Genomic DNA, 24173 nt, shown 5'->3' with positions numbered 1-24173 from the left:
GTTTCGCCTGATTTAATCCTCGTTCTGCGATTCCTGCATGAGCGATACATTCCGCTGCGGCTGGAACGTCGAGATCGCGTGCTTGTACACCATTTGCTGGCGGCCGTCGCTGTCGATAACGATCGTAAAATTGTCAAATGCTTTAATCGTCCCTCTGATCTGGAAGCCGTTCGTCAAAAATACGGTGACCGGGATGCTCTCTTTCCGTAATTGGTTCAAAAATGTATCCTGGATGTTAATGGTCTTATTCATAGCCGTACCCCCAATAGGAATCAATTAGTGTTTAGAATTATATTCAAGATCAGCGGGAAACTTTCCTGCTATTATAGCATGGGCTGCCGCCAAAATCCCGGAAAAATTTTCGCCGTCGCCTACATCAATCCAGGCGATATCCTTCATATGGCGGAACCAGGAAAGCTGTCGCTTGGCAAACCGGCGCGTATCCCGCTTCAACTTCTCCACCGCGGCTTCCAGCGGAACCCCGTCCACCAGGTGTTCGGCGATCTCTTTGTACCCCAGCCCTTGCATTGAAACGGAATCTCGGCTATAGCCTTGGCGGAGGAGTTCACGAACTTCATCAACCAGGCCAAGCCTCAGCATCTCGTCGATTCGCCGTTCAATACGGTTATAAAGCATTTGACGGTCCATTGTCAAACCGATCAGGCAAAGCTCATAAGGCGACTGCCTCTGTTGCCTCTCCAACTGTGACGATAACGTCTCCCCGGTCAAATGAACGACCTCCAGAGCCCGGATCACACGGCGTACATCATTGGGATGCAGACGGGCTGCGGATTTGGGATCCGCTTCCGCCAATTTGGCATGCAGCGCTTCGGCGCCATAGGTATCCGCGAACGCTTGCTCCCGGGCCCGAAAATCTTCATCCGCCCCCGCTTCCGTAAATTGGAATTCATAGCACACCGATTCGATGTACAACCCCGTCCCCCCAACGATAAAAGGCAGATGCCCGCGACCTGTGATCTCCGGGATCAGCTTGCGGCACCATTCCTGAAACAACGCGACGGAAAAAGGCTGATCGGGATCCAACACATCGATCAAATGATGCGGGATGCCGCCCATCTCCTCCTCGGTGATTTTGGCAGTCCCAATATCCATCCCCCGATACACCTGCATGGAGTCGCCGGAAATGATTTCGCAGGATAAGCTTCGAGCCAGTTCGATGCTGAGCTTCGTTTTGCCAACCGCTGTCGGGCCGAGCAGCACGAGCAGTTTCGGTTTATCATTACGTGTCAAGCGAAATCACTCCATATGCAATCTTGGTATGGGAGCGGACGGTAGCGGTAAACCCCAAACGATCGAATTCTCCGCTTCCGCGCTGTTCCTTCAAAACAACCTTCTTCCGTGCCACCCGGCAAGCCTCTTGGACCGCTTCCGCATCCAGGCGATTGGGATTGGCAAACGTCCGCAGCGGTGAAATGGAGGACGATTCTGCAATCGGATCGCGGAACATCGGGTCGAAATAGACGATATCCGCGCTATGGTCCGGCATTTCCCGCAGCGCGTCCAGATGGTTCTTATGTACCGGTTCAATCCGACGCAGCGCTTCGTCGAAGGCCGGCAGGCCGGAGACGTAATGCTTCAGCCCTTCATATAACAAGGCCCAAAGCGGCAGAGAGTCCTCCAGCGCCAGCACTTTCCCTTCTGCCCCTGCGGCAATCGAGAAAATCATAGAGTCGGAGCCAAGCCCTGCCGTGCCATCGAGGATGACGTCGCCGGGAACCACTCCTGCGGCGTCCAGCATCGCGTCGTTTTCTCCTTTAAATAACCGCTTCGCCCGTACAAACGCCATGCTGGGGTGAAACGTCATCGGTTCGCGGCCGGTCCGATGCAGTCGGGCCCCCTGCTCCAGGATCACCAGGATATCGCTGTCGCCATAACGTTCGGCTAACCGCGACAGGGAAGTTCGGCTGCGCGAAACGTAAGGAACGCCGGCCAAGCCGGCTAATTCCTTCGCTCGTTGAACCGCGCCCGGCGTTTCGTGATCTCCCGTAGTAATGAACATGATGAATTCCTCCGTTTATCGCCTTTACATCACCCGTTTGAACAGTTTCTCCAAATCATATGTGGAGAAGGATACGATGATCGGTCGTCCGTGCGGGCAAGTATAGGGCTGCTTGCAGGCGGCCAGCCGGCGGATCAGCGTGTTCGCCTCTTCCGGCGTCAGCTTCTGGTTCGCCTTGATCGATGCCTTGCACGACACCATTGTGGACGAAGCCTCGCGCAGCTTGGCCAGATCGATAGCTCGCTCGCTCAGCACCCATTCGGCCATCTCCTCGATGATGCTTGCTTCCTCCCCTTGCGGGAACCAATAGGGATGCGCCGCAACGCGGAAGGTGCCGCCGCCGAAGTGCTCGAGAACGACCCCGACCTGCTCGAACCAATGCAGCCGCTCCTGCAGCTTGGCACTGTCCGACGGCGTAAATTCCAAGGTAATTGGAATCAGCAGTTCCTGCGAGGCATCGGCCGGGCGACCGAACTTCTCATAGTAATATTCGTAATTCACACGCTCGTGCGCCGCGTGCTGATCGATTAAATACAACCCCTGATCATTCTGGGCGATCAGGTAGGTCCCGTGATGCTGTCCGATCAAGGACAGCTCGGGAAACGNATTGCCCGGCGGCCGGAGCGTGACTTCCGCCGCCGCAGCCGTCTGGCCGGCGGCGGAAGCGTCCTGCCCCGCGCCTAGAGGCGGCGCGGGGAAATGGAACTGCTCCTGGATCACGGAGCGGTTCGGGCCCTTCCCGATCGTCTGGCGCACGACTTGCGGGATCAGCACCTGGCCGGACAATACGGCGCGCACACTGTTCTCCACAAAGCCGTTGAGCTCCGGCTCCTTGCTGAAGCGCACCTCCAGCTTGGCCGGGTGCACGTTCACGTCGACCAGCGACGGGTGCATCTCCAGCATTAGCACCACCAGCGGATAGCGATTAATCGGAAGCAGCGTGTGATACGCCCGCAAAATGGCCTGATGCAGCCCCTGATTACGGATGTAGCGCCCGTTGACGATCGTCGACATGCCGCCGCGGTTGGAGCGCGCCAGGTCCGGACGACCGATATATCCGGTAATCCGGTAGTCCAGATCCTCCGCTTCGATCGCAACCATCCCCTTGGAGGCGTTCACGCCGTAGATGGCCGCAATTACCTGCAACAGATCGCCGCCTCCCGGGCTTTGCAACAACGAATTGCCATTATGCCGCAGCGTAAAAGCAATCCCGGGATGCGCGAGCGCTTGCCGATACATCACATCCGAAATATGGCCCAGTTCGGTTTGGATGGTCTTCATATACTTCAGCCTTGCCGGTGTATTGTAAAATAATTCCTTCACCGTGATATCCGTACCTTGCGGTGCGGCGATATCCTCGTTCAGCTTCAGCGAACCGCCTTCAATCTCGACCACCCGGCCGAGCCCGGTGTCGCTGCTTGAAGACACGAGCCGGACTTTGGCAACGGCTGCGATGCTGGGTAAGGCCTCGCCGCGAAATCCGAGGCTGCGGATCTGGAACAAGTCGCGGCCGGAGGTGATTTTACTCGTCGCATGGCGGTAAAAGGCCGTTTCGCAGTCCTCCGGTTCAATCCCGGACCCGTTATCGGTAACCCGGATCAACTGCAGGCCGCCCTCTTCGACGGTTACTTCGATTTTGGTTGCCCCTGCGTCAATCGCATTCTCCACCAACTCCTTGACTACCGACGCCGGACGCTCCACGACTTCCCCCGCCGCAATCTGGTTGGCAATATGCTCGTCCAATATGGCGATTTTTGCCATTGCAATTCCCCTCCTGCCTTGTTGTTCGTATTACTGCCCGCCGCTCAGTGCCCATAGCCGATTCGATAGCCGACTGACCGTTGCAGCATTTTGCTGACTTTTCCATCCTACCTATTTACCCGCCTCAAGCCTAACGCCTTACCAACTACTCATCAGCATCATACTAACTTCCGCCATCTACCTAATACCCACTAGCACCTTACCAACTTCCACCAACCACCTAATTACTCACCAGCACCTTACTAACTTCCGCCAACTATCTAATTACACTCATCAGCACTAAAGTTTGCACCTGCTGCGCTAACGCTGATCTGAAACGTTATTTCGCTAAAATCCATCGTTAAAAATCTCTAACGACGCTCAGCCACTCTATTTCCTCGAAAACGCCGAATTTCGGGTATGAAATAGCCAAATAAGGTTTGTAGTCAGCGTTAAAAAATGAAACCGCGGATTTTTGCCCATTTAAGACTTCTCACAAGCGTTAGAGCTCAAGGGAGACTTAAGCCCGGGATTGGAGAAAAGTTTGCGAGAAAAAAAGGGGTACGCAAGGGAGACCAGCGTCCCCGAGGACCAGTCTGCCAAGTCCCCAGCGAACCTATAAGCCCACCGTCAGCGCGGCCACTTCAACCACCTGTGCTCCCGCCCGATAGTCAGTTCACAGCTATCGATCAGCCCCCCCCCCAACGGGCCGGCCAGCCTGCCGGTATACTCAACCAGTGAGCTTTCGGGGCCGTGAGGACAGCGAACTGCAGATTGCGAACTGGCAAGCCGGCACCTTGCGAACCTACACGCGCTGCATGCCTGCACCCTGCGAACCTGCATGCCCTTGTCCCGTGTGCTTACATCCCTTCTGTCCGGCATCTCCTGACAACCGTATTGACAACCTTCCCGCATACCATCCCCTGACTCCCCCGCGTTTCGCTACAAATCCTTCGCTTTCATCTTCAGATCATTCACCAACTGCATCGCCTGCAGCGGGGTCATATTCATCAGATCGGCATTCTTAATCAGGTTAATGATCGATCGCGTTCCCGGATCTTCCGGCGTCTGGACGGAGGCTTTCGTTTGAACGGGCGGCTCCTCATCGCCAAAAATCGAGAGCTGCACGACCGCCCCGCTTTCACCAACAAGCGGCTCTGCCGCAGCAGCTTCCATTGCTGCCCCAGCCCCCGTTGTCGCTTCCGCTTCCGTTGCGGCCGCAGCGGCGGCCGATTCCTGAAGGGCTAAAGCGGCCTCTTCCTTCCCCATCGACACGACCGGTTGCGCAGCCGCATAATCCGCCGCCTTCNCGGCGGCCGATTCCTGAAGGGCTAAAGCGGCCTCTTCCTTCCCCATCGACACGACCGGTTGCGCAGCCGCATAATCCGCCGCCTTCATCAACGGCTTAGCCGATTGCGCAGCTGCGGCAGCTGTGGCAACCGCCGCACCGGCAGCGCCCTCAGCCAGCGGGGACTTCTCCTCCAGCCCTTTCAGCAGCCCGTAGGCTCGTCCGATAATTTCGTCTGGCAAGCCCGCTAGCCGTGCACAGTATATGCCGTAGCTGGTGTCCGCTGCGCCGGGGATCAACTTGCGCAGGAAGTGCACCTTATCGCCGCTCTCCTGTACCGCCATGCTGTAATTGCTGAGACCGCGCAAGCTGTGCTCCAGATGGGCCAGCTCGTGAAAATGCGTCGAGACCAGCGCCTTGCAGCCGATCCGATCATGGACGTATTCGATCACGGCTTGCGCGATCGCCATCCCTTCGCTGGTCGACGTGCCCCGGCCCAGCTCATCGATGATAATCAAACTGCGCGGGGTAGCCTTTTCCGTCATGATCTGAATGTCGGCCATCTCCACCATAAAGGTGCTTTGTCCGCCAATCAGATCGTCCGCGGCTCCAATCCGCGTAAAAATACGGTCTACCAGCGGAACCTCCGCCTTGGATGCCGGCACGAAGCTGCCGATTTGCGCCAGGATCGAGATGAGGGCGACCTGCCGCATGTACGTGCTTTTCCCGGCCATATTCGGTCCGGTAATCAGCAAGATGCTGGCTTCGTCCTTGCGAAGCGCCGTGCCGTTGGCGATAAATGCGGCATCCTTCATCACCGATTCCACTACCGGGTGCCGGCCTTGCTCAACCACGAGATCGTAGCCATCGGTCAGCTTCGGCTTCACGAAGCCGCTGTCCGATGCCACCGCCGCCAGCGAGCGCAATACGTCGATTTCGGCGATTTGCTCGGCCAGCTTCTGCAGGCGAGGAATTTCGGCGGCGATCCTTTCCCGCAGCTCGTTAAACAACGCGTACTCCAGATCGACCATTTTCTCCTCGGCCTCAAGAATCAGGGCTTCCTTCTCCTTCAGCTCCGGCGTGACGAACCGTTCGGCGTTCGCCAGCGTCTGCTTCCGTTCATAGCGGCCTTCCGGCAATGCCGCCAAATTCGCGCGGGTGACTTCGATATAGTAGCCGAACACTTTGTTGTAGCCGATCTTCAGCGATTTGATGCCGGTGGCCTGCCGTTCGGCGGCTTCCAACTCGGCGATCCAGCGTTTCCCGTTCACTCCCGCCTCGCGAAGCTCGTCCAAGCGCTCGTGGTATCCGGCTTTGATCACGCCTCCGTCGCGGACCGAGACGGGAGGATCCTCCGCGATAGCTGCGTCGATCATCCCGGCCAGATCCCCGCATTCGTCCATCGACGAAGCGATCCGCCGCAGCGTTGACGATGACGAGCTGCCGCACAGCTCCTTGATAGTCGGCACCTGGCGCAGCGAGTTCTTCAGCGCGACCAGATCGCGCCCGTTGGCGTTGCCGAAGGCGACCCGGCCTACCAGCCGTTCCAAGTCATAGATATCCTGCAGCGCCCCGCGCAAATCCTCACGCAAAATAAAAGCGCCATGCAGATGCTCCACCGCTTCGAGCCGCTCTTCAATGCGCGATTTTTGCAGCAGCGGCTTGTCGATCCAGCGGCGCAGCAGCCTGGAGCCCATTGAGGTTTCCGTGCGATCGAGCAGCCACAGGAGCGAGCCCTTCTTCGAACGTTCGCGGACGGTCTCGACCAGCTCCAGATTGCGGCGCGTGAACGGGTCCAGAATCATAAAATGCTCGGGCTCATAAGCCGAGATTTTCGTCAACTGGCCTAGCGAACGCTTCTGCGTTTCACTTAAATACCCGACAAGCAGCGCGACATTGTCGCGCCGTTCCGGCTCCAGGCGGATCCATTCCGCTTCGCCGAACAGCGATCGGCCGGTCTCTTCCTTCGCCCTGGTCCATGGGGTATAGACCACCGGCTTGCCCAGCGGAGCGGCTTGTCCGGCAATCCAATCCAGCAGCTCCGGATCCCCGATCATCTCCGCCGGGTCGTACAATCCGATCTCATCACGCAGCCATTCCTTGTTCGACGGTGCCGAGGTCGCATAGAGCTCGCCCGTGGACAGATCACAGGCAGACAAGGCCATGAGCCCCTGCCGCTCGGTGACCGATACAATGTAGTTGTTCGTTCGCTCGCCAACCGTCTTTCCTTCCATAATGGTACCCGGCGTAATGACCCGGACGATTTCGCGGCGGACCATGCCTTTGGTCTGTGACGGGTCTTCCATCTGCTCGCAGATCGCCACTTTGTACCCTTTTTCGATCAATCGGTGAATATAGTTGTCTGCCGAGTGGTAAGGAACGCCGCACATCGGAATTTTCTCCTCGGCGCCCCCGTCCCGACCCGTCAGGGTAATTTCAAGCTCCTTCGCGGCCAGAACCGCATCCTCGAAGAACATCTCATAGAAATCGCCCAGCCGGAAGAATAGAAACGCATCTTGCGCTTCTGCCTTAATCCGCAAATATTGCTCAATCATCGGCGTATAGGTAGCCATGATTCCCCTCCATTTACCCCTGCACTGTCAGGTCTTTCATAGTATCCTATTATACCAGAAATGGGCAGCGGGGTTATGTGGGATTTTGCATTTTCCATGAGCGCCGGATATCTACGGTTTCGTCCCAGGTGCGTCCGGATTGAATCGCTTCCAGCAAGGGTCCGACATAACCTTCATAACGGGAATAATCGGGAACGCTCTGAATCTCGTTCAACAGGCGGGGCAACGCAGCGCGGAGCGGCTTTTTTCTCCCGGAATAAAAAGCTGTCCATATTTCTTCCTGCTCCAGCGGTCTCGCGGGGAGCCTTCCTTCATTTTCGATAATCAGGCAGGCCAGTGCCACCACCCCTTTCGTGACTAACGGGGAAATCAAGAAGCTGGGCAAGGTACGATATTCGAAACCTCCGTATGCTTTGAGCCGGAAATCGCCAAGGAAACCGTACTTCGGCCGGCGAGGGATCCCCCGGGCATCTTCCAAAACCGCCAGCGGCAGCGCCAGATAATTATCGAGCGTGCGCAGCAGTTCAGGCGTCAGCCTCACTCCGCTGAAATGCAGGTGTCCGCCCAGCGGAAACCCGCGCTGCGGCATTGCGCCCGCCTGCCAAATCAGCCCCCGGTCTTCGATGGATTCGCGGGCTTGGCGGAAGGCATGCAGCAGATGGACCACCACCTCACGCGGCTCCTTACCGGGACGAGGCCGCAGCTCGGCCAGCGGGAATAATCGCTGCCCGCGGTAACGCAGAACATCGCAGCCCGCTTCCCCGTGAAACTGCAAATAGCGGGACGCCGGGACCACTTTGCCGTTGGCCGGGTCGAACAGCAGAAATTCCGGGTCCATCCCGATCATCCGTTCCTCCCGCGATTCCCGAAGCTTCTCCAACTCTGCCAATGTCTCCCGCATCGCATGAGCGAACCCGGCGACGGCGGCGCTCCCGGCTTCCGTAATGGGGATTAAGGCATCCACCGTAAATTTTCCTTCCTCCCCAGCCGAGATGACCACTTCGCCGAAATCCAGTCCTACGGCATATAACGCCCGAACGGCGGTACTGACGAGACGTTTGTACAACGGCGAGTCTGGGGAAGGCGATTCACTCAAGAGCGGCAGCGCTTGACCGGCCTGACCGAGCGGCCGAATTTCCCAGGCGCGCAAATGAAATACGGTCACCGCAAACCGGCGCGTATAGGCCGCCGATGCACTGCTGGCCGTCGATGCGGGCCGTTCTGCTTGCGAAGCCTGGAGTCCGGACGCTTCGAGACGCCGCCGCCAATGGACCAGCGAAGACTTGGCCCGTCCCAGTACGATCTCCTCCACCCGGCCGCCCCAATAGGCTTCCTCCGGGCCGTAATAGATCCACTCCGAACGGTCCTTGGACGACGCCGGACCCTTGAGTACTCGATACGGACCGTCCCTGCGTTCCAGCGTCTGCAACAGGCGTGTTCTGAACGCGCCAGAGGCTAGACGGATTTTTAGCACGAGATGCTCATCCTTCACCACCGAATCCATCCCCCATCTGAATTGAGGTCATTCGAAAAAAATAAAAACAAAAAGAGGGCAGCCGCCCTCTTCGACGACGCCCCTGCCGCATATGCTACACTGTAATCTGAAACGTTCGGTGCTTACCCCTCTGGCTTCCTGCTTCCAACCTGAATCACAGTTCGTCGTCGAGGAGATCCGGATCCAAATCTTCATAATCGCCGAGCTCAGAACCGAAGTCGTAGTCCTTATCTTCAATGCCGCTGCTCGGCACGACAAGAACATTCAACTTCGTTTCGGCCACCAGCTCCACTGCGAATTCGCGTTCCACCCGAATGGATACGCGGCCGTCTCCCGATACGGTAGCTTCGACAGTGCTCGGTTCCTGCGTGGCCTCTGCGGACACTTCCACCGTCGACGAACGGTGTCTGGAATCCAGGTAGCTCAGCGGAACGCTCTCGACGTAGGATACCGTTTCCTTGGCGACCTCGGTCTGCGAGTTCTTGTCGTACGAATACCAGATGTTAATATCGTAAGTACCAATAACTTCAATTCCGTCTCCCGCAGCGACCGCTTCGTACTGGTGGTTGATGATCCAGGCCCCCAGGATGCTCGACGGTTTATGAGGGGGAGTCACGGTATGTGTTACGGTAGAGAACTTACGACCTTTGCCGCAGATCGCTTTCGTGATGATCTCTCTACTTTGATATTTCAATGACATGTTAGAACCTCCTCCATACATCATTCACTAAAAGTGTATGCAGGACATTCGTCTAGGGTGACAACTATTTTATCGGCACTTGATTTCGTTTGCGCACCCGTTTCGCCGCCATTCGTGGAATGGGGGCTTTATTTTTTTTGGAAACCGCCAGATAGAAGGATAGTTCCCGGCACAGCTGCAGGATGGCCGAACGGATTTCAAACTCCTCGCGGGTGGAGGGCAACTCCATTTTTTTGAACTCCTCCTGCAATTCAGCTAACATTTGCTCGGTGATCCCGGTGTATTCCTCCTGATTGACATCGACGCTAAGCCGGTCAAACAACACCGCGACAGAATCCCCTTGCGGCATCCGATGATAGACCTGCGAAATCAGCTCCAGCATCCCTTCGATCCGGCTTAACTGCTCTTTGCGCATGATAAAATACGCCGTCCACGCCTCATTAGGCGAGAGAATGTGGTTCTCTTCCGCCCGCTTGGCGATCGCATGGCCTTCCTCAATCAACCGGGCCGCATTCGTCAGCTCTTTGCCGTCCCATAAGCGATACGGATCGCGAAGCGAAGCGCTGATTTCCTGAAAAATCCGGGAAAACAAAGCGTCCACCTCACGCCGAGTCTCCAGCAATTTGTCTTCCGTCTTCGGCATGTACATAAAATTAACGACCATCGCCGAACCGAGCCCAATAACCAGCAGTTCGACCTGGGTCAGCAGCACATGCCAGGAGATTTCCGTACCGCTGAATACGCGGAATACGACGACGGAGCTGGTTACAATCCCTTCTTTGAAGCCGGCACGGGCGATCAGCGGGAAAGCGATAAGAATATAAATCGCCAGCACCCAAATATGAAAGCCGAGGAAATAAAAAACGCCGAATGCCAGGAGTAAACCCAATAGGGAAGCGAAAAAACGCGCCGATATCGAGGCCAGGCTGCGTTTGCGGGTTACGTCTACCCCGAGAATGGCGAGAAGTCCGGCGGAATTGGCCCCCGTCACCCCGGCAAAATCCGCAATAAAGATAGCCATTAACGTAGCGATGGCTGTTTTGATGACCCGAAAGCCCATAAATACCCACCTTTTTTGTCGAAAACGATCTATGGAAATATCCTACTTGATTTTCGGAATCCAAACAATCCCACTTTCACCTTCAACCTTTGCTGTCATGGGAAAAGGGAGCTTTGTACGATTATCCCTTTGGGTAAGGGTTCCCCCATTTCTCCTGATCTGATCGAACGGGATCATGCTGCAAAGCGGCCTTACGCAATGATGTTCCGTGATATCCCCATTCGAATAGTCGCAGCAGGCCGTGTTGTTCACCGATCACCGATCCCCCACCTCAAGGCTGATGACAACAATCGTAAGCATGTCACGTGTCTGGAAGGACAGCAAAGAAGAAGATCGCCGACGACCTGACCAATTGGCCGGATAGGGCGATCTTCCTGTTTTCACGTTAATGGGGAAACCTGGTGCGGCAGCGTTACCGCTCCCGCACCAGCTTCCGTTCGATATATACAACCAGCTGGTACATCGCCGTCGCCACCACCGCGATGATGACCAGACTCGACAGCACCAGGGTGAAGTTAAACACCTGAAACCCGTAGACGATCAGGTACCCGAGCCCGATTTTGGCGACGAGGAATTCTCCGACGATGACTCCGACCCAAGCCATCCCTACGTTCACTTTCAACGTAGATACGATGGTGGGGAACGAAGCGGGCAGGATCGCCTTCATAAATACGTCCCGCCGCGAGCCGCCAAACGTACGAATCACCTTGACCAGATTGGCATCTACCTCATTAAAGCTGTTAAACACCACCAGCGTCGTGACAATGACGGTAATCGACAGCGTCGTGACGACGATGGCGGTGAAGCCGGCGCCGAACAAGACGATAAAGATCGGGCCAAGCGCCACCTTCGGCATACTGTTGAACACCACCATGTAAGGATCCAGCACCCGGGAGAGAAACGGCGACCACCAGATCAGGACGGCCAGCAGGGTGCCGATCAGCGTGCCGAGGAGGAAACCCACCGCCGTTTCCCCTACCGTCATCGCCAGATGAGGCCACAGCTCGCCGCTGACCGCATCCTTGACGATTTGCCGCCCTACCTTGGACGGGTAACTGAAGATGAGGACATCAATCCATCGCATTCGGCCCGCAAGCTCCCAGCATCCAATGAACAAAACGAGGAGGAGAGCCTGAACGCCAAGCACATAGTTGCTCAACCGCCGCTTCCGTTTGCGGTATTGGCTCCACTTCTCCTTCAGCCAGGCTTCCTGATTTTCATCCGGTTTGGTTCCAGACTGTACCAAGGGTTATCCCTCCTCCCTTTCCGAACGTTCCAGGTCTCGCCAGATTTCCCGGAACAGTTCGTTGAAGCCTTCGGCTTCCCGGGCATACAGCGGCTGCGCGTTCCGGATGTTCTCCGGAACAAGGTACATGCTGCGAATGCGGCCGGGTCTTGGCGCCAGCACGATCACCCGATCGCTGACCGCAATGGCTTCGGACAGATCATGGGTGACCAGGACGCCGGTTTTCTCCCGCTGCTTGAGGGTCCCCCAGATCAGATCCTCCAGCTGCAGCTTGGTCTGATAATCGAGTGCCGAGAACGGTTCATCCAGCAGCAACAGCTCCGGATCGGTCGCCAGGGTTCGGACGAGGGCAACCCGCTGGCGCATGCCGCCCGACAGCTGATGCGGATACAGATTCGCCGTATCGCCCAGGCCCATCTCCGCGAGCAGCGCCCGGGCTTTTTCCGCGCTTTCCGTCGTCAGCCGCCCCGTCAACTCGAGCCCCAGCACGCTGTTGCTCAGAATCGTCCGCCACGGGAACAAATAATCCTGCTGCAGCATATACCCGACCTGCGGGGTTGGCCCCGTCACCGGGTTGCCGTTCAGCAGAACCTCTCCCCGGGAAGGAGGGAGCAGACCCGCCATGACGGAGAGAAGCGTGGTTTTTCCGCAACCGCTGGGACCGACCAGACTGATGAATTCGCCCGGCTCCACCGACAAGTTCATCCCTTGCAAAGCGAGGACGGCCTCCCGGTCCGTCACGTAGACCAGATCCAGGTTTTTCAGTTCCACGACAGAAGGCAAAAGCGCTCACGCTCCTTTTCCGTTTTTTTGCATTACTTCACCGTATTTACGGCTTGCTCGGCGAAGCTGTTGTCGACCAGCTTGCCTGCTTCGACCCGTTCGTTCAGCTCCCCGGCGCTGTCCATCACATCCAGCAGGTTGTTCCAGGCCTCCTCCGCCAAGGCCGGCGTCTCCGCATACGTCCCTTGCTCCTGGTACCGCTTGATCGAGCTGACCAGAATGTCCATGTCGGTATCCTTAAAGTAGGGGGCGACTGTCTCGGCGATTTCCTCCGGCGTGTGCGATTGCACCCAGCGCTGGGCTTTATGCACCGCGTTCGTAAACTTCTGAACGACTTCCGGACGCTCCTTCATATAGCTCTGCTTGGTCATAAATACCGTGTAGGGCAGCTTCCCGCTTTCGGTACCGAAGGAAGCGACAACATGGCCCTTTCCTTCCTTCTCAATAATGGAAGCTTGCGGTTCGAACAATTGCACGAATTGCCCCGTTCCCGAGACGAACGCTGCCGTAATATTGGCGAAATCCACATTCTGAATCAGCTCCAGATCTTGATGCGGATCGATCCCATGCTTGCGCAAGGTGAACTCGCCGGCCATTTGCGGCATGCCCCCTTTGCGCTGCCCCAGAAAGACGCTGCCCTTGAGCTTCTCCCAATCGAACTCCCCGGGATCATCGCGGGCGACCAGGAACGTGCCGTCGGTTTGCGTCAATTGAGCGAAGTTGATCACCGGATCATCGGAGCCCTGCTGATACACATAAATCGAGGTCTCCGCACCTACCAGTGCCACATCGATCGCCCCCGATAACAGCGCCGTCATCGTTTTGTCGCCGCCTGCTGTCGTTTGCAGCTCCACGTCCAACCCCTCCTCTTTGAAAAATCCCTTTTCCAAAGCCACATATTGAGGGGCATAAAAAACGGAACGGGTGACTTCCCCGATTTTCACCTTTTGTGCTTGACCGCTTCCTCCGCAACCGCTTAGGGCTGCTGTCAGGAGAACGATGAGCGCGAGCCATAACCCTTTTCTAGCGTTGTTCATGCCGTTCACCTCTCCTTCTTCATGGAGTTTCATAGCCAACTGTTTTCTATCGGCTGGCCAGAACATACTAAATAGTATGCGATGGCCCAGCAAAAGGTTAAGCGTTCGGGCAGCGTCTGTCCGACTAAGAGTCGCACAGGATATCGGCGCACTGGGCTCGATCACGCAAAAAAAGCCGTCCCTGGGCGGATGTCTCCGCCTTAAGGACAGCTTCGGTCGGCAATGCGACTAGATGCCGTAAATGCTTTTGAACTTTTGCTCCAAATAATCTGCCAGATAATCCGGATTCAGCTCTTCTCCGGTGACCGCCAGAATGATCTCCGACGGCTTGCGGCTCTTGCCGTATTTGTAGATTTTGTCGGTCAGCCATTCCTTGATCGGCTGGAAGTTGCCGTCCGCAATAAAGCCTTCAAACTGCGGCAGCTCCTTCCGCAGCGTATTGGCGATTTGAGCTGCGTACATGTTGCCCAGCGCGTAGGATGGGAAGTAACCGAACAGACCGCCCGACCAGTGAACGTCCTGCAGCACGCCCACCCCGTCGTTCGGCGGCGTGAGGCCGAGATAATCGCGGTACTTCTCGTTCCATACCTTAGGCAGCTCGCTCACCGGCAAAGCCTCATTGAACAGCATCTTCTCGATTTCATAACGGATGATGATGTGCAAATTGTAGGTGAGCTCATCCGCTTCGATCCGGATTAACGAGTTCTCCACCCGATTGATGCCGAGGAAGAATTGCTCCGGCGTGACATCCTTCAACTGCTCCGGAAAATGCTGCTGGAGCTCGCCGAAATACCGTTGCCAGAACTGCAGGCTGCGCCCGACAAAGTTCTCCCAGAACCGGGACTGCGACTCGTGGATCCCCATGGAAGTGCCTTGTCCCAGCGGCGATCCGGCTAGCTCCGCAGCGACATTTTGCTCGTAAAGAGCATGCCCGCCCTCGTGCAGCGAGCTGAAGATGGCGCTGGCGACATCATCTTGCTTATAGTTCGTCGTAATTCGCACATCGCCGTGATTCAACGTCGTTTGGAACGGATGCACCGTTTCGTCGATCCTACCGGCTTCGAAATCATAGCCCATTTGCTCGAGCAGGAAGCGGCTGAATTTCGCCTGCTGTCCGGTGTCAAACAACTGATCCAGGAAAGGCGCCTCCGGCTTGTTCTTCGCTCCGGCCACCGCCTCGACCAGCGGCACCAGACGATCGCGCAGTTGCCCGAATACCTGATCCAGCTTCTNGGCCACCGCCTCGACCAGCGGCACCAGACGATCGCGCAGTTGCCCGAATACCTGATCCAGCTTCTCGACCGTCAAATCCTGTTCATACATATGTAGCAGCGTATCATAACGAGTCGCCTTCGGACCCCAGTAGTCGATGAACTCCTGCGTTTTTTCCACAATTTGCGTTAAGTAAGGCTCAAACCCGGCGAAATCGCTGTTTTCCTTGAAATCCTCCCACATCGTTTCGGCATGGGCGGTAAGTTCGGTATATTCGCGGAATTTCTGCGGCGGAATCTTGACGCTTCGGTCGTACTCCTCTTGCACATCGAGCACCATCCGGCGCTTCACATCATCCAGTTCCTCCAGGACGGAAGGCTGGTTCAAATAGGCTAAATATTCCCCCATCTCCGCTGAGGTTTGCAGCTTAAAGGCTTCGGTGGACAATAAACCAATGGTGGCTGCCCGGGTCTCCGCGCCTTTCCGCGGTGCGCCGGTGCGCAAATCCCAATTCATCAGCGCAACCGCTTCCCCGTATCCGTGAATCTTCTGCAGGAGCTCCCGAAAGAGCTCCCATTTCTCAACCGTTTCCTGCTTCATGACAACTCCCGCCTTTACTGGTGAAATTTACTGCTACTCTTGATGATACTTTTAACAAACCGTATAATCAAATTTTAAGCGGGCATCATCCCTTTTTTTTGAAATAATTCATTTTCAGGTAAAGGAGCGATCTCTCATCTTATGAAAATAGCTTTAACCCCGACGGCCGAAAAGCTGATCGCCGACAAGCTGGGCGACAGTCCCGGCATGCTCCGCTTGGTGTATGATACGGAGAACTGCGGCTGCGGAATGAGCGGAGTTCCCGGACTAGCCATCGTGTCGGAGCCCGGAGCGTATGACGTCCCGATGGAGAACGAGGTTTATCCGTTTTGGATCGACAAGATGCAGGCGGTTTTTTTTGAAGAAGAGCTTACCCTGCAAGGGGAAGAAAGCACCGGCACCTTCCGGTTGGATGGGCAGTCCCAATTTTACAAATCGAATATCCGTTTGATTGACCGCCGGTTATAAGCCGGTACCACGACCCTAAACCTAAGGAGGCAGGCCAATATGAATCAATTGCAAACGATTCTGGAGTATAACCGTAAATTTGTGGAGGACAAAGAATACGAGAAATACGTCACGGACAAATTTCCCGAGAAGAAGATGGCCATCGTTACCTGTATGGATACCCGGCTCACGGAGCTGCTGCCTAAAGCCATGAATTTGCGCAATGGTGATGTGAAGCTGATCAAGAATGCGGGTGCGGTCATTTCCCAACCTTTCGGAAGTGTTATGCGGAGTCTGCTGGTCGCCATTTATGAGCTGAAAGCGCAAGAGGTTTTCATCGTCGGGCATACCGGCTGCGGGATGGCTGCGCTGAATTCGGACCGGATGATCGGCTCCATGCGGGAGCGAGGCATCAGCGAGGACACGCTGAACACGCTGGAGAACTCCGGGATTAAGCTGAATAAGTGGCTGCGCGGCTTCGACAACGAGAAGGAAGGCGTTATCCAGACCGTAAATATCGTGAAGAAGCACCCGCTCCTCCCTGCGGATATTCCGGTTCACGGGATGCTGATCAATTCCACGACGGGCGAACTGGAGCTTGTGATTGACGGATACCAGACTCTTCAGAAATAATTCCAACATGAATCAGATTTAAACCCGGCTGCATGGGGAAAGGAAGGAACAACGAGATGACGTATAATTTCGACGAACGTTTGCCGCGGAGAGGGACCTACTCCGAGAAATGGGATCTTGGACGGGAGTTGTTCGGTGATCCGGACGTATTGCCCTTATGGGTGGCTGACATGGATTTCCGCTGTGCTCCAGCGATTGTCGAGGCCGTCACTGAACGGGCCAAGCTGGGGATCTACGGCTATACCTCCCGACCTAATGAATACCTCGAGGCCATCACCGGTTGGCTGGAACGGCGGCATGGCTGGAACGTCGAAGCGTCCTGGTTGACCGACACCCCGGGCGTCGTGCCTGCCCTTGGCGTTGCCGTCCAGGTCTTAACCGAACCGGGAGATCGGGTCATTCTGCAATCTCCGGTATATAACCCGTTCTATGATGTCATTCGGAATAATGGAAGGGAGGTCGCCGAAAATCCCTTAATTCTTGAGGATGGACGTTATCGTATGGATTACGGCCACCTGGAATCGCTGATGCAAGGCGGCGCCAAGTTGATGCTGCTGTGCAGTCCCCATAATCCCGGCGGGCGGGTCTGGAACCGGGAAGAGTTGGAACGGCTTGGCGAGCTGTGCCTGAAATACGGAGTGAAGGTCGTTTCGGACGAAATTCATGGCGACCTGGTCTTTCCAGGCCATCGTCATTTACCGCTTGCGTCTCTCTCCGAGGCGCTCGCCGGCATTACGATCACCTGTGCGGCCCCTTCCAAGACGTTCAACATCCCCGGGCTGGCTACGGCGTATACGATCATTCCGAACGTGGCGATCCGCAAGCAGTTCGCGGAACGGATCAAGGCGCTGGCCATCGGCTCTCTGAACTATTTCGGGCCTTCCGCCACCATTGCGGCGTATACGCAAAGCGAGGATTGGCTGGACGCCGTCCTGGACTACATCCGCGCTAACCGCGATTTTGCGGTCGCCTACCTCTTGGAGCATCTGCCGGCGGCCGCCCCTGTTCTTTCCGAGGGCACCTACTTGCTATGGGTCGATTGCCGAGCGCTGGGCTTAAGTAAATCCGAGCTGAAGCAACTGATGTACAAGGAAGCTAAAATCGCCTTTACAGAAGGTTCGATTTACGGTCAGAACGGCGAGGGATTTCTGCGGATCAACCTGGCGTGTCCGCGTTCGTTGCTGCAGGAGGCTCTGGAGCGCTTCTGCGCAGCGGCTGCCGCACGCACTACGTAAAAGGCGAAGTAAATCGCCCTACCCGAACAACCTAGCAAAGCCGGATAGACGAATCGTCTTCCGGCTTTGTTTGTTTAAGTGCGCCGCATATAGGCGCGAACCGTAATCGGTGCAAAGACCGAGACGAACGCGACCTTTCTATTTCAGTTTGCCGCTGCGCAGCTGTTTCAACTGCTCGTAAGCTTGCTCCAGCGCTTTTTTTCGCTGTTTCATGGCTTGCAGATGCTCACGTTCGATCTGGGCAAACCGCTTGCTGTCAAAATCCATCCAAGCTTTCAGCATATCGGCGTCCGGCAATCCTTTGGTCCGTACCTCTCTTCGTTTCACGGCAACGCAGCACAGATAATGATGTTGCATTTCCAGCCCCGCGATCTCAAACCAGGGATCCAGACAACTCCCCAAATTCCCGGCATAGAAGGTTTGCTTGTGATCGTGGAACGGATGATACCCGTAAGGCACCGTTACAATAAGGGTTCCTCCGTCGCCCAACAGTCGATAGGCCTGGCTGATCAAAAGCTCGGGATTAGCGAAATGCTCCAGAATTTGTCCCAAAATGACCGTATCAAAGAGCCGTTTACCCGGCAACTCCGTAACGTCGGCCACTTTGAACTGAACCTTGGAGCGAACCGGAACGGATTCCCGGGACAACTCTGTACGCGCATATTGAATGGCCTTCTCCTCCAAATCGATCCCGACAACCCTTCGTCCCTCCCTTCCCAGCAGGATCGAAGTGATTCCCTGACTGCATCCGACGTCCAGCACCCGGTTGCCGGCAACGCGCCGGCAGATCCAATGGATTCTGGCGCGCGTCGCATCTTGGGATTTGGTCGAATTCACCAACCCGTAGTAACGTTCGTTGACCCGGTCGTCGTTTACCATAAACACTCACCTCCTTCTTCCGAGAAGAAACGGCGGCTATCCCATAAATTCTTTCAGCACTTTGCGGATATCTCCGGGGCTTAACCGGTCGCGGGGCGGCACTTTTTTGGCGGAAGTATTGTCTTGATGGATGACGTTTACGTAGTTGCGCGGCGCGAGCAATTCATGCGGCAGATCAATTACGTTGCCGTGTGTTCCTCGACCCGGGAGCTTGACGCGGTAGCCGGACAAATACTCAGCCGTCTTGTACAAGTAAACGTAAAATTGCGGGGAACGATGAAAGGTCGGCGCCATTTCCCCATGTACGCTGTCCCACAAATACCCGTTCTGATTGATCAATGCGACCGTTCCGGGCTTCGGAACATAATCATACAACTGCTGCACGTACGTCTTATGGTACAGATCGTCGGAATCTAGCCGGGCGACATACAAATCAACGCTTTTTCCGGCAAAAGCCTTGATCCGCTCGATGCTGTCGCGGTTCGTCCCGAACCAGATATTACTCGGAAGCGGCGGTTGTTTGGACAAAATATCCGCCACGATCGCTTCGGTTCCTTCGGCGATCTTGAACACCGCCAGAAAGTTCTGATTAGTCTGGGCTTTCAACGAATTCAACGTAAAGTTGCGAAAGATGGCGATCCTTTTCTCTAACCAAGGCCGCGTGAACCGTTGGGGGTCAAAACCAAACGTATTGAAGTTGCTTTCGATCACCACTTTTTTCGACATGTTATCCCTCCTTGTCATTCAGCCCGCCGAATTGCTGGGACTCTTGCATTGCAGGGCTACCGATCTTTCACTATATGCTAGACATCTATGCAAGGACAGGACGTATTCCATAGGTGACAGCAAAAATAGTCAAGCGAACCGTCTCTTCGACTCGCGGTACAAGCACACAATTCGAACGGGATTCAAAATCATAGACTAAAATGATCAATGTGCGAAAGGAAGGAAAACTTCGATGCAACAAATTTATCTGGAAACCCGGGACTTGCTGCGGCATATCGAGGATGCCGTTAAGGACCGGAAGCCTTTCTCGCTGGTGCGAATCGGCGACGGCGAGAACTTGGTGATGTCTCAGCATGAGGTCTGGCCAATCTCGAAAGTGCTGCAGGAAAGGTGGGCGATCAAAGCCAACCGCGGCGAAAAAGGGGTTACCCTGCCGAATCTGCCGCTCCGCAATGCCCTGGTCTCTTCGGTCCGGAGGGCTTCCGTCGTCGGAATTCTGCCCGCAGGCGACGATACGATCAACGCGCCGAGTTATTTGAAAAGACCGCTAACGGATCAAATATTCGCCCATTACAAACTCCGGCCGGCGAGGGTATGTCATGCCGGCGTGAATCGGGAACTGGCCCGGATGACGGAATTCTGGTCCGTCTTATCGGGTCGGAGAATCCTCGTTATTACGCGAGAAGCCCAGCTTATTAAGGAAATGCTCGAAAAGGAGCCCTACAAACAAAAGGTTGTTCATGCCCTCCCCTTCAGCCAATGGCAGGATTACCGCAGTACGATAAAATGGATCGCTTCCCACAAGGACAGCTTTGATGTCGCCTTCATCTCCTGCGGAGTCAACGCGGTGGTTCTGGCCGAACAAATTGCGGCGTTGACAGGCAAGGTAGCCCTCGATATGGGCAAAGCGAACAATATTATTCTAAAAGGGCGCCCCAATTAAGATGAGGGCGCCTTTGTTCATGAGATATCCGCTTATTTCCCGATCCGCATGACGCGATCCGCCCAAGCTTCGTAGAAGGAATGTTCGTGGGAAACGAGCAGTACACTGCCTTGAAACCCGATTAAAGCCTGGCGGAGCGCTTCCTTGGCTTCCTGATCCAAATGATTGGTGGGTTCGTCCAAAATCAGAAAATTGCAGGGAGTCAGCAGCAACCGGCATAATTTAACTTTCGACTGCTCCCCGCCGCTCAACGTTCCGATCGCCCGTACAGCCAACGTATGGGGAACGCCGCAGTGAGCCAAATGTCTGCGGATGGTCTTGCCGTCCAAATCGGGCCGATAACCAGTGAGATATTCGATTGGCGTTAAGGTCGGATCCTCCCAAATGAGGTTCTGCTCGAAATAACCAATACGCACCCTGTCCGCAAAGCGATATTCCCCTGCCAGAGGAGGCAGTTTTCGCACCAAGGTATTTAGCAGCGTCGATTTGCCGATCCCGTTGAAACCCGAAATGACCAGCTTCTCTCCGCCCTGCACTTCAAAACTAAGCGGTGACAGCAGCGGCCGTCCATATCCAACCGCAAGTCGCCTGGTCTCCAGTGCAACCCGTCCGGGCGGGGGCAGTTCCTGAAACCGGAATACCGGCGAAGACGTTCGGCCTGGAGGATTGATTCGCTCCATCCGCTCCAGCTGTTTGCGGCGACCCTGGGCGATTTTGCTGTTGACACCGGCGATATTTTTGCGAATAAAGCTTTCCGTAGCCTCAATTTTCTTCTGCTGCGCTTCATAACGCCGTTCATAATCGCGTCGCAGATGCTCCTTCTGCCGCAGGAAATCATTGTAACTGCCCGGGTATTTCCGGATCGTCCCGAACTCGATGTCGCAAATGCACGTCGTCACGCTTTGCAGGAACGCAGCGTTATGAGACACGACGACGAAGGCTCCGCGGAATGCCGCCAGCGCACCGGCCAGCCAATCTACATGCTCCCGGTCCAGAAAATTGGTGGGCTCATCAAGCAGCAGCACGTCCGGTTCCTCCAGCAACAGCTTGGCCAAGATGACCCGCGCCCTCTGTCCGCCGCTTAACTCCGACATTGGACGCTCCATTCCCATCGCTTGAATCCCTAATCCCGTTGCGGTCTGATCGATCCGGCTTTCAATCCCGTAAAAATCCCCGGCCTCCAGCCTCTCCTGGCATAACGCCGCCTGCTTCAGCTTGCTCTCGTCCCCGGTCTTCGCGACCTCTTGATAAATCTCCGTCATTTTCCGTTCCAGGGCATAAAGCTCATCGAACGCCGTCTTCATGTATTCCCGGATCGATACCGTCCCCGGGATTCGGGCATATTGATCCAGATGACCCAGACGCAGCCGCGGCTTCCACTTGATCCGTCCTTGATCTGGAATAACCTCGCCGGTCAACATGCGGATCAACGTGCTCTTCCCCGCTCCATTTTGACCGACTAGTCCCATGTGCTCACCTGGATGCAATTCCAGGGAAGCTCCGCGGTACAATTCCTTATCCCCAAATCGATGGGTGATTTCGTTCATTTCCAATAAACTCATGTCAAATCCCTCTTCTCTTTCAAATCATAAAAAAAGCAGAGAAACAGGCGCAAGTAGCGCCGGTCCTCTGCTTAGGGGAACCCCAAAAAACACAAAGGACCAAGGACAAAACATTGTCCTTGGCCCTCTAATCTAAGCATTCCCGGTTCAAAGCTGTACTTAAATAAGCCTAGGTCTCCCCTATGCTGCCAAGTACCGTGCTTTCAACCGATGAATGCAGGAAGCTAAGCTTCCCGATTAAGCTCCGCACAATGCTTCATCCTGGACATTTGTACGGAGCGAAGTTCCCTAACGAGCTTGCCATTTTGGAGGTAAATCATGAATGCACCTTCCTTTTTCCTCAAATCCACTTCATTTTAACATAAAGGTTCAACATTTTCACGCCTATTGACTTCAACCTTGTCATTCACTCAAATTTCTGGAACTGAAAGGTTCGTTCTGGACGCCAGCTCTTCCCATATCACTTGCCGGTCGTCAAAAGGAATCCGCTGATCCTTCACGATCAGATGCGTCTCATGACCTCTCCCCGCGATCACAACACAATCTCCGGGACGACCATGATAAAAGGCAGGTCCCTGACGGGATCCTGCCCTCCTCTAGATTTCACCGATGGATTCCTGCACCTTCGGTTTGCCTGCCTCCAGCAACGCTGGGTTCCTTCCGAGAAAGATCGACAGGAACAGAATCAGAAGCCCCGTACCGATCAACACCCATTCAATCGGTACGGCGTCGGCGATGGGACCGAAAATCAGCATCCCAAGCGGCATCATGGACGTGGAGATCATGCTGAATACGCCAAAGATGCGGCCCAGATAGTTCTCATCTACCTTTTCCTGAATCATCGTCATGGTTGGTGTGTTAAATCCCGGCATGGCCACGCCGAACACGGCCATAAATACCAGATAGATCCAAAATACGGGAACGACACCAAGCAAGAGGGTACACGCCCCCATCAGAACGGTGGCCAAAGTCATCGTGTGAACCTTGTTCCGGAATCCGCCCCATGCCGCAATTAATCCCCCTCCCGCCATCATCCCGACAGAAAAGGCGATTTCGATCGCAGTGAGCCGCCACACCTCATCGCCGAAGCTGCGGGTAACCTGAAGCGGGGTTAGAAAGGCGGCCGGCGCCATCAGAATAAAGAACACCGCCAAGAATGCAAAAAAGGATTTCAAATAGGCTTGTCTGCGTATATAAGCCAATCCCTCTTTCAAGTCGTTGAAATAGCTGGACGCCGATTGGTCAGAAGCTTTGGGATGCGAGGGGATTCGAAAATAAAGCAGCAGCGTCAAAATGGCAATCGCTGCCGTAACCACATCGATAAAGAAGATGGTCTCAAGCGTGGCTACTGTTAGCAACGCAGCGCTGACAATCGGCGAGACAAACATAATCACAGCTTGAATGCTTCCGTTGATCCCGTTCACCTTGGTTAAGCGGTCCGAGGGAACGATCTGCGGCAGTATTGCCCCTACCGCCGGCGTCTGTACGCCAGAGCCAAGCGCCCGGATTGCAGAGATGGCGAAGAGCAGCCAAGCTTCCTTATAGCCTGTCAGGAACAGAAGCGCCATGATGAGCGTAGCCAACGCGATCATGCCGTCTGCCAGCATGATGAGCACCTTCCGATTGTAGCGGTCCGCCCATACGCCCGCCACCGGGGATAGAAGAAACGTCGGGATAAAACCGCAGATGATGTACAACGTCATCATGATCCCCGATTGGGTATTCAGCGTGATGTACCACATGATTGCATATTGCACCAGCGAAGAACCAAATAAGGATATGGTTTGGCTGCTCAGGAAAAGGATGATATTCCTTCTCCACGGCTCCTTTGGTGCTGAATGAATTGACCTGTCTGCGTTATTCACGGCCATCCCCTCTCGATTATGTAAATTTCAATTTTATTATACTTTAAATGAACTTAAACTCCGAATCAATGGAAGAGTTGAATATAAACAAAAAAGAACCCCGCATCGGGGTGAAGTGGGGGCGGCGAT

General features: G+C 55.2%; 19 protein-coding genes and 1 pseudogene. 4 read left to right on the top strand and 16 right to left on the bottom strand.

The features are described from left to right. Positions 1 to 12: 12 nt before the first annotated feature. From hfq to BN3795_RS15400, 12 genes and pseudogenes are all read right to left on the bottom strand, one after another. Positions 13 to 252 (bottom strand): RNA chaperone Hfq, encoded by a 240-nt coding sequence (gene hfq / locus BN3795_RS15455; RefSeq protein WP_016312028.1) that lies wholly within the window; start codon positions 250 to 252, stop codon positions 13 to 15. 24 nt (positions 253 to 276) lie between these two features. Beyond that, positions 277 to 1251 carry a tRNA (adenosine(37)-N6)-dimethylallyltransferase MiaA gene (miaA, locus tag BN3795_RS15450; protein ID WP_068785590.1) on the bottom strand — a complete coding sequence of 325 codons (975 nt, stop codon included), beginning with the start codon at positions 1249 to 1251 and terminating at the stop codon, positions 277 to 279. Continuing rightward, entirely contained in the window at positions 1241 to 2020 is a 780-nt protein-coding gene (locus tag BN3795_RS15445; protein WP_068785589.1) for a class I SAM-dependent methyltransferase, read from the bottom strand. Before BN3795_RS15445 ends, miaA begins: the two co-directional genes overlap by 11 nt. Before the next feature lie 24 nt (positions 2021 to 2044). Then, positions 2045 to 3781: a DNA mismatch repair endonuclease MutL gene (gene mutL, locus BN3795_RS15440; RefSeq protein ID WP_068785588.1), complete on the bottom strand. Its 1737-nt coding sequence runs from the start codon at positions 3779 to 3781 to the stop codon at positions 2045 to 2047. Positions 3782 to 5229: 1448 nt separating this feature from the next. Further along, positions 5230 to 7621 (bottom strand): annotated as a pseudogene (mutS, locus tag BN3795_RS15435) (DNA mismatch repair protein MutS); the annotation flags it as partial. Between the two features lie 73 nt (positions 7622 to 7694). Next, a complete protein-coding gene (locus BN3795_RS15430) occupies positions 7695 to 9125 on the bottom strand; it encodes a putative amidoligase domain-containing protein (RefSeq protein WP_232729944.1) in 1431 nt (476 codons plus the stop codon). A gap of 145 nt (positions 9126 to 9270) precedes the next feature. Continuing rightward, a complete protein-coding gene (gene cotE, locus BN3795_RS15425; protein ID WP_068785586.1) occupies positions 9271 to 9816 on the bottom strand; it encodes an outer spore coat protein CotE in 546 nt (181 codons plus the stop codon). Positions 9817 to 9880: 64 nt separating this feature from the next. Then, entirely contained in the window at positions 9881 to 10876 is a 996-nt protein-coding gene (locus BN3795_RS15420) for an aromatic acid exporter family protein (RefSeq protein ID WP_068785585.1), read from the bottom strand. 412 nt (positions 10877 to 11288) lie between these two features. Continuing rightward, a complete protein-coding gene (locus BN3795_RS15415) occupies positions 11289 to 12077 on the bottom strand; it encodes an ABC transporter permease (protein ID WP_232729952.1) in 789 nt (262 codons plus the stop codon). Positions 12078 to 12125: 48 nt separating this feature from the next. Next, complete coding sequence (locus tag BN3795_RS15410; protein WP_068785583.1) at positions 12126 to 12905, bottom strand: ABC transporter ATP-binding protein; 780 nt, start codon at positions 12903 to 12905, stop codon at positions 12126 to 12128. A 32-nt stretch (positions 12906 to 12937) separates the two neighbouring features. Further along, entirely contained in the window at positions 12938 to 13942 is a 1005-nt protein-coding gene (locus tag BN3795_RS15405; RefSeq protein WP_068785582.1) for an ABC transporter substrate-binding protein, read from the bottom strand. Positions 13943 to 14170: 228 nt separating this feature from the next. Continuing rightward, the gene (locus tag BN3795_RS15400; protein WP_068785581.1) at positions 14171 to 15754 is read right to left on the bottom strand and encodes a carboxypeptidase M32; all 1584 of its coding nucleotides are present in this window, start codon (positions 15752 to 15754) and stop codon (positions 14171 to 14173) included. A 141-nt stretch (positions 15755 to 15895) separates the two neighbouring features. Here BN3795_RS15400 and BN3795_RS15395 point away from each other — a divergent pair, with 141 nt between their 5' ends. The 3 genes from BN3795_RS15395 to BN3795_RS15385 are packed head-to-tail and all read left to right on the top strand — an operon-like array spanning position 15896 to position 18069. Continuing rightward, positions 15896 to 16222, top strand: coding sequence for an iron-sulfur cluster biosynthesis family protein (locus tag BN3795_RS15395; protein WP_068785580.1), 327 nt, complete (start codon positions 15896 to 15898; stop codon positions 16220 to 16222). A gap of 39 nt (positions 16223 to 16261) precedes the next feature. Then, complete coding sequence (locus tag BN3795_RS15390; protein WP_068785579.1) at positions 16262 to 16834, top strand: beta-class carbonic anhydrase; 573 nt, start codon at positions 16262 to 16264, stop codon at positions 16832 to 16834. Between the two features lie 56 nt (positions 16835 to 16890). Beyond that, positions 16891 to 18069, top strand: coding sequence for a MalY/PatB family protein (locus BN3795_RS15385; RefSeq protein WP_068785578.1), 1179 nt, complete (start codon positions 16891 to 16893; stop codon positions 18067 to 18069). A 138-nt stretch (positions 18070 to 18207) separates the two neighbouring features. Here BN3795_RS15385 and BN3795_RS15380 read toward each other — a convergent pair whose 3' ends face one another. Then, on the bottom strand, positions 18208 to 18948 hold the full coding sequence (locus BN3795_RS15380; RefSeq protein ID WP_068785577.1) for a class I SAM-dependent methyltransferase: 741 nt from the start codon (positions 18946 to 18948) through the stop codon (positions 18208 to 18210). A 36-nt stretch (positions 18949 to 18984) separates the two neighbouring features. Continuing rightward, positions 18985 to 19674: a glycosyltransferase gene (locus tag BN3795_RS15375; protein ID WP_068785576.1), complete on the bottom strand. Its 690-nt coding sequence runs from the start codon at positions 19672 to 19674 to the stop codon at positions 18985 to 18987. A 232-nt stretch (positions 19675 to 19906) separates the two neighbouring features. On the opposite strand from BN3795_RS15375, the gene BN3795_RS15370 reads away from it, so the two are divergent. Further along, positions 19907 to 20617, top strand: coding sequence for a GT-D fold domain-containing glycosyltransferase (locus BN3795_RS15370; RefSeq protein WP_068785575.1), 711 nt, complete (start codon positions 19907 to 19909; stop codon positions 20615 to 20617). A gap of 32 nt (positions 20618 to 20649) precedes the next feature. Here the strand turns inward: BN3795_RS15370 and BN3795_RS15365 are convergent, their stop codons facing one another. Then, complete coding sequence (locus BN3795_RS15365) at positions 20650 to 22179, bottom strand: ABC-F family ATP-binding cassette domain-containing protein (RefSeq protein WP_068785574.1); 1530 nt, start codon at positions 22177 to 22179, stop codon at positions 20650 to 20652. A gap of 596 nt (positions 22180 to 22775) precedes the next feature. Next, positions 22776 to 24050: an MFS transporter gene (locus BN3795_RS15360; protein ID WP_068785573.1), complete on the bottom strand. Its 1275-nt coding sequence runs from the start codon at positions 24048 to 24050 to the stop codon at positions 22776 to 22778. Between the last annotated feature and the right edge of the window lie 123 nt (positions 24051 to 24173).

Origin of the sequence: Paenibacillus phocaeensis (assembly GCF_900021165.1) — a bacterium.
GTDB classification, from domain to species: Bacteria; Bacillota; Bacilli; order Paenibacillales; family Paenibacillaceae; genus Fontibacillus; species Fontibacillus phocaensis.
This window is presented reverse-complemented; position numbering and strand designations above follow the sequence as displayed.

What these genes read in the sequence shown, in the direction of transcription:
- hfq (WP_016312028.1), bottom strand. Translation starts at nt 252, where the DNA reads ATGAATAAGACCATTAACATCCAGGATACATTTTTGAACCAATTACGG.
- BN3795_RS15445 (WP_068785589.1), bottom strand. Translation starts at nt 2,020, where the DNA reads ATGTTCATTACTACGGGAGATCACGAAACGCCGGGCGCGGTTCAACGA.
- BN3795_RS15430 (WP_232729944.1), bottom strand. Translation starts at nt 9,125, where the DNA reads ATGGATTCGGTGGTGAAGGATGAGCATCTCGTGCTAAAAATCCGTCTA.
- cotE (WP_068785586.1), bottom strand. Translation starts at nt 9,816, where the DNA reads ATGTCATTGAAATATCAAAGTAGAGAGATCATCACGAAAGCGATCTGC.
- BN3795_RS15420 (WP_068785585.1), bottom strand. Translation starts at nt 10,876, where the DNA reads ATGGGCTTTCGGGTCATCAAAACAGCCATCGCTACGTTAATGGCTATC.
- BN3795_RS15405 (WP_068785582.1), bottom strand. Translation starts at nt 13,942, where the DNA reads ATGAACAACGCTAGAAAAGGGTTATGGCTCGCGCTCATCGTTCTCCTG.
- BN3795_RS15395 (WP_068785580.1), top strand. Translation starts at nt 15,896, where the DNA reads ATGAAAATAGCTTTAACCCCGACGGCCGAAAAGCTGATCGCCGACAAG.
- BN3795_RS15390 (WP_068785579.1), top strand. Translation starts at nt 16,262, where the DNA reads ATGAATCAATTGCAAACGATTCTGGAGTATAACCGTAAATTTGTGGAG.
- BN3795_RS15385 (WP_068785578.1), top strand. Translation starts at nt 16,891, where the DNA reads ATGACGTATAATTTCGACGAACGTTTGCCGCGGAGAGGGACCTACTCC.
- BN3795_RS15380 (WP_068785577.1), bottom strand. Translation starts at nt 18,948, where the DNA reads ATGGTAAACGACGACCGGGTCAACGAACGTTACTACGGGTTGGTGAAT.
- BN3795_RS15375 (WP_068785576.1), bottom strand. Translation starts at nt 19,674, where the DNA reads ATGTCGAAAAAAGTGGTGATCGAAAGCAACTTCAATACGTTTGGTTTT.
- BN3795_RS15370 (WP_068785575.1), top strand. Translation starts at nt 19,907, where the DNA reads ATGCAACAAATTTATCTGGAAACCCGGGACTTGCTGCGGCATATCGAG.
- BN3795_RS15365 (WP_068785574.1), bottom strand. Translation starts at nt 22,179, where the DNA reads ATGAGTTTATTGGAAATGAACGAAATCACCCATCGATTTGGGGATAAG.
- BN3795_RS15360 (WP_068785573.1), bottom strand. Translation starts at nt 24,050, where the DNA reads ATGGCCGTGAATAACGCAGACAGGTCAATTCATTCAGCACCAAAGGAG.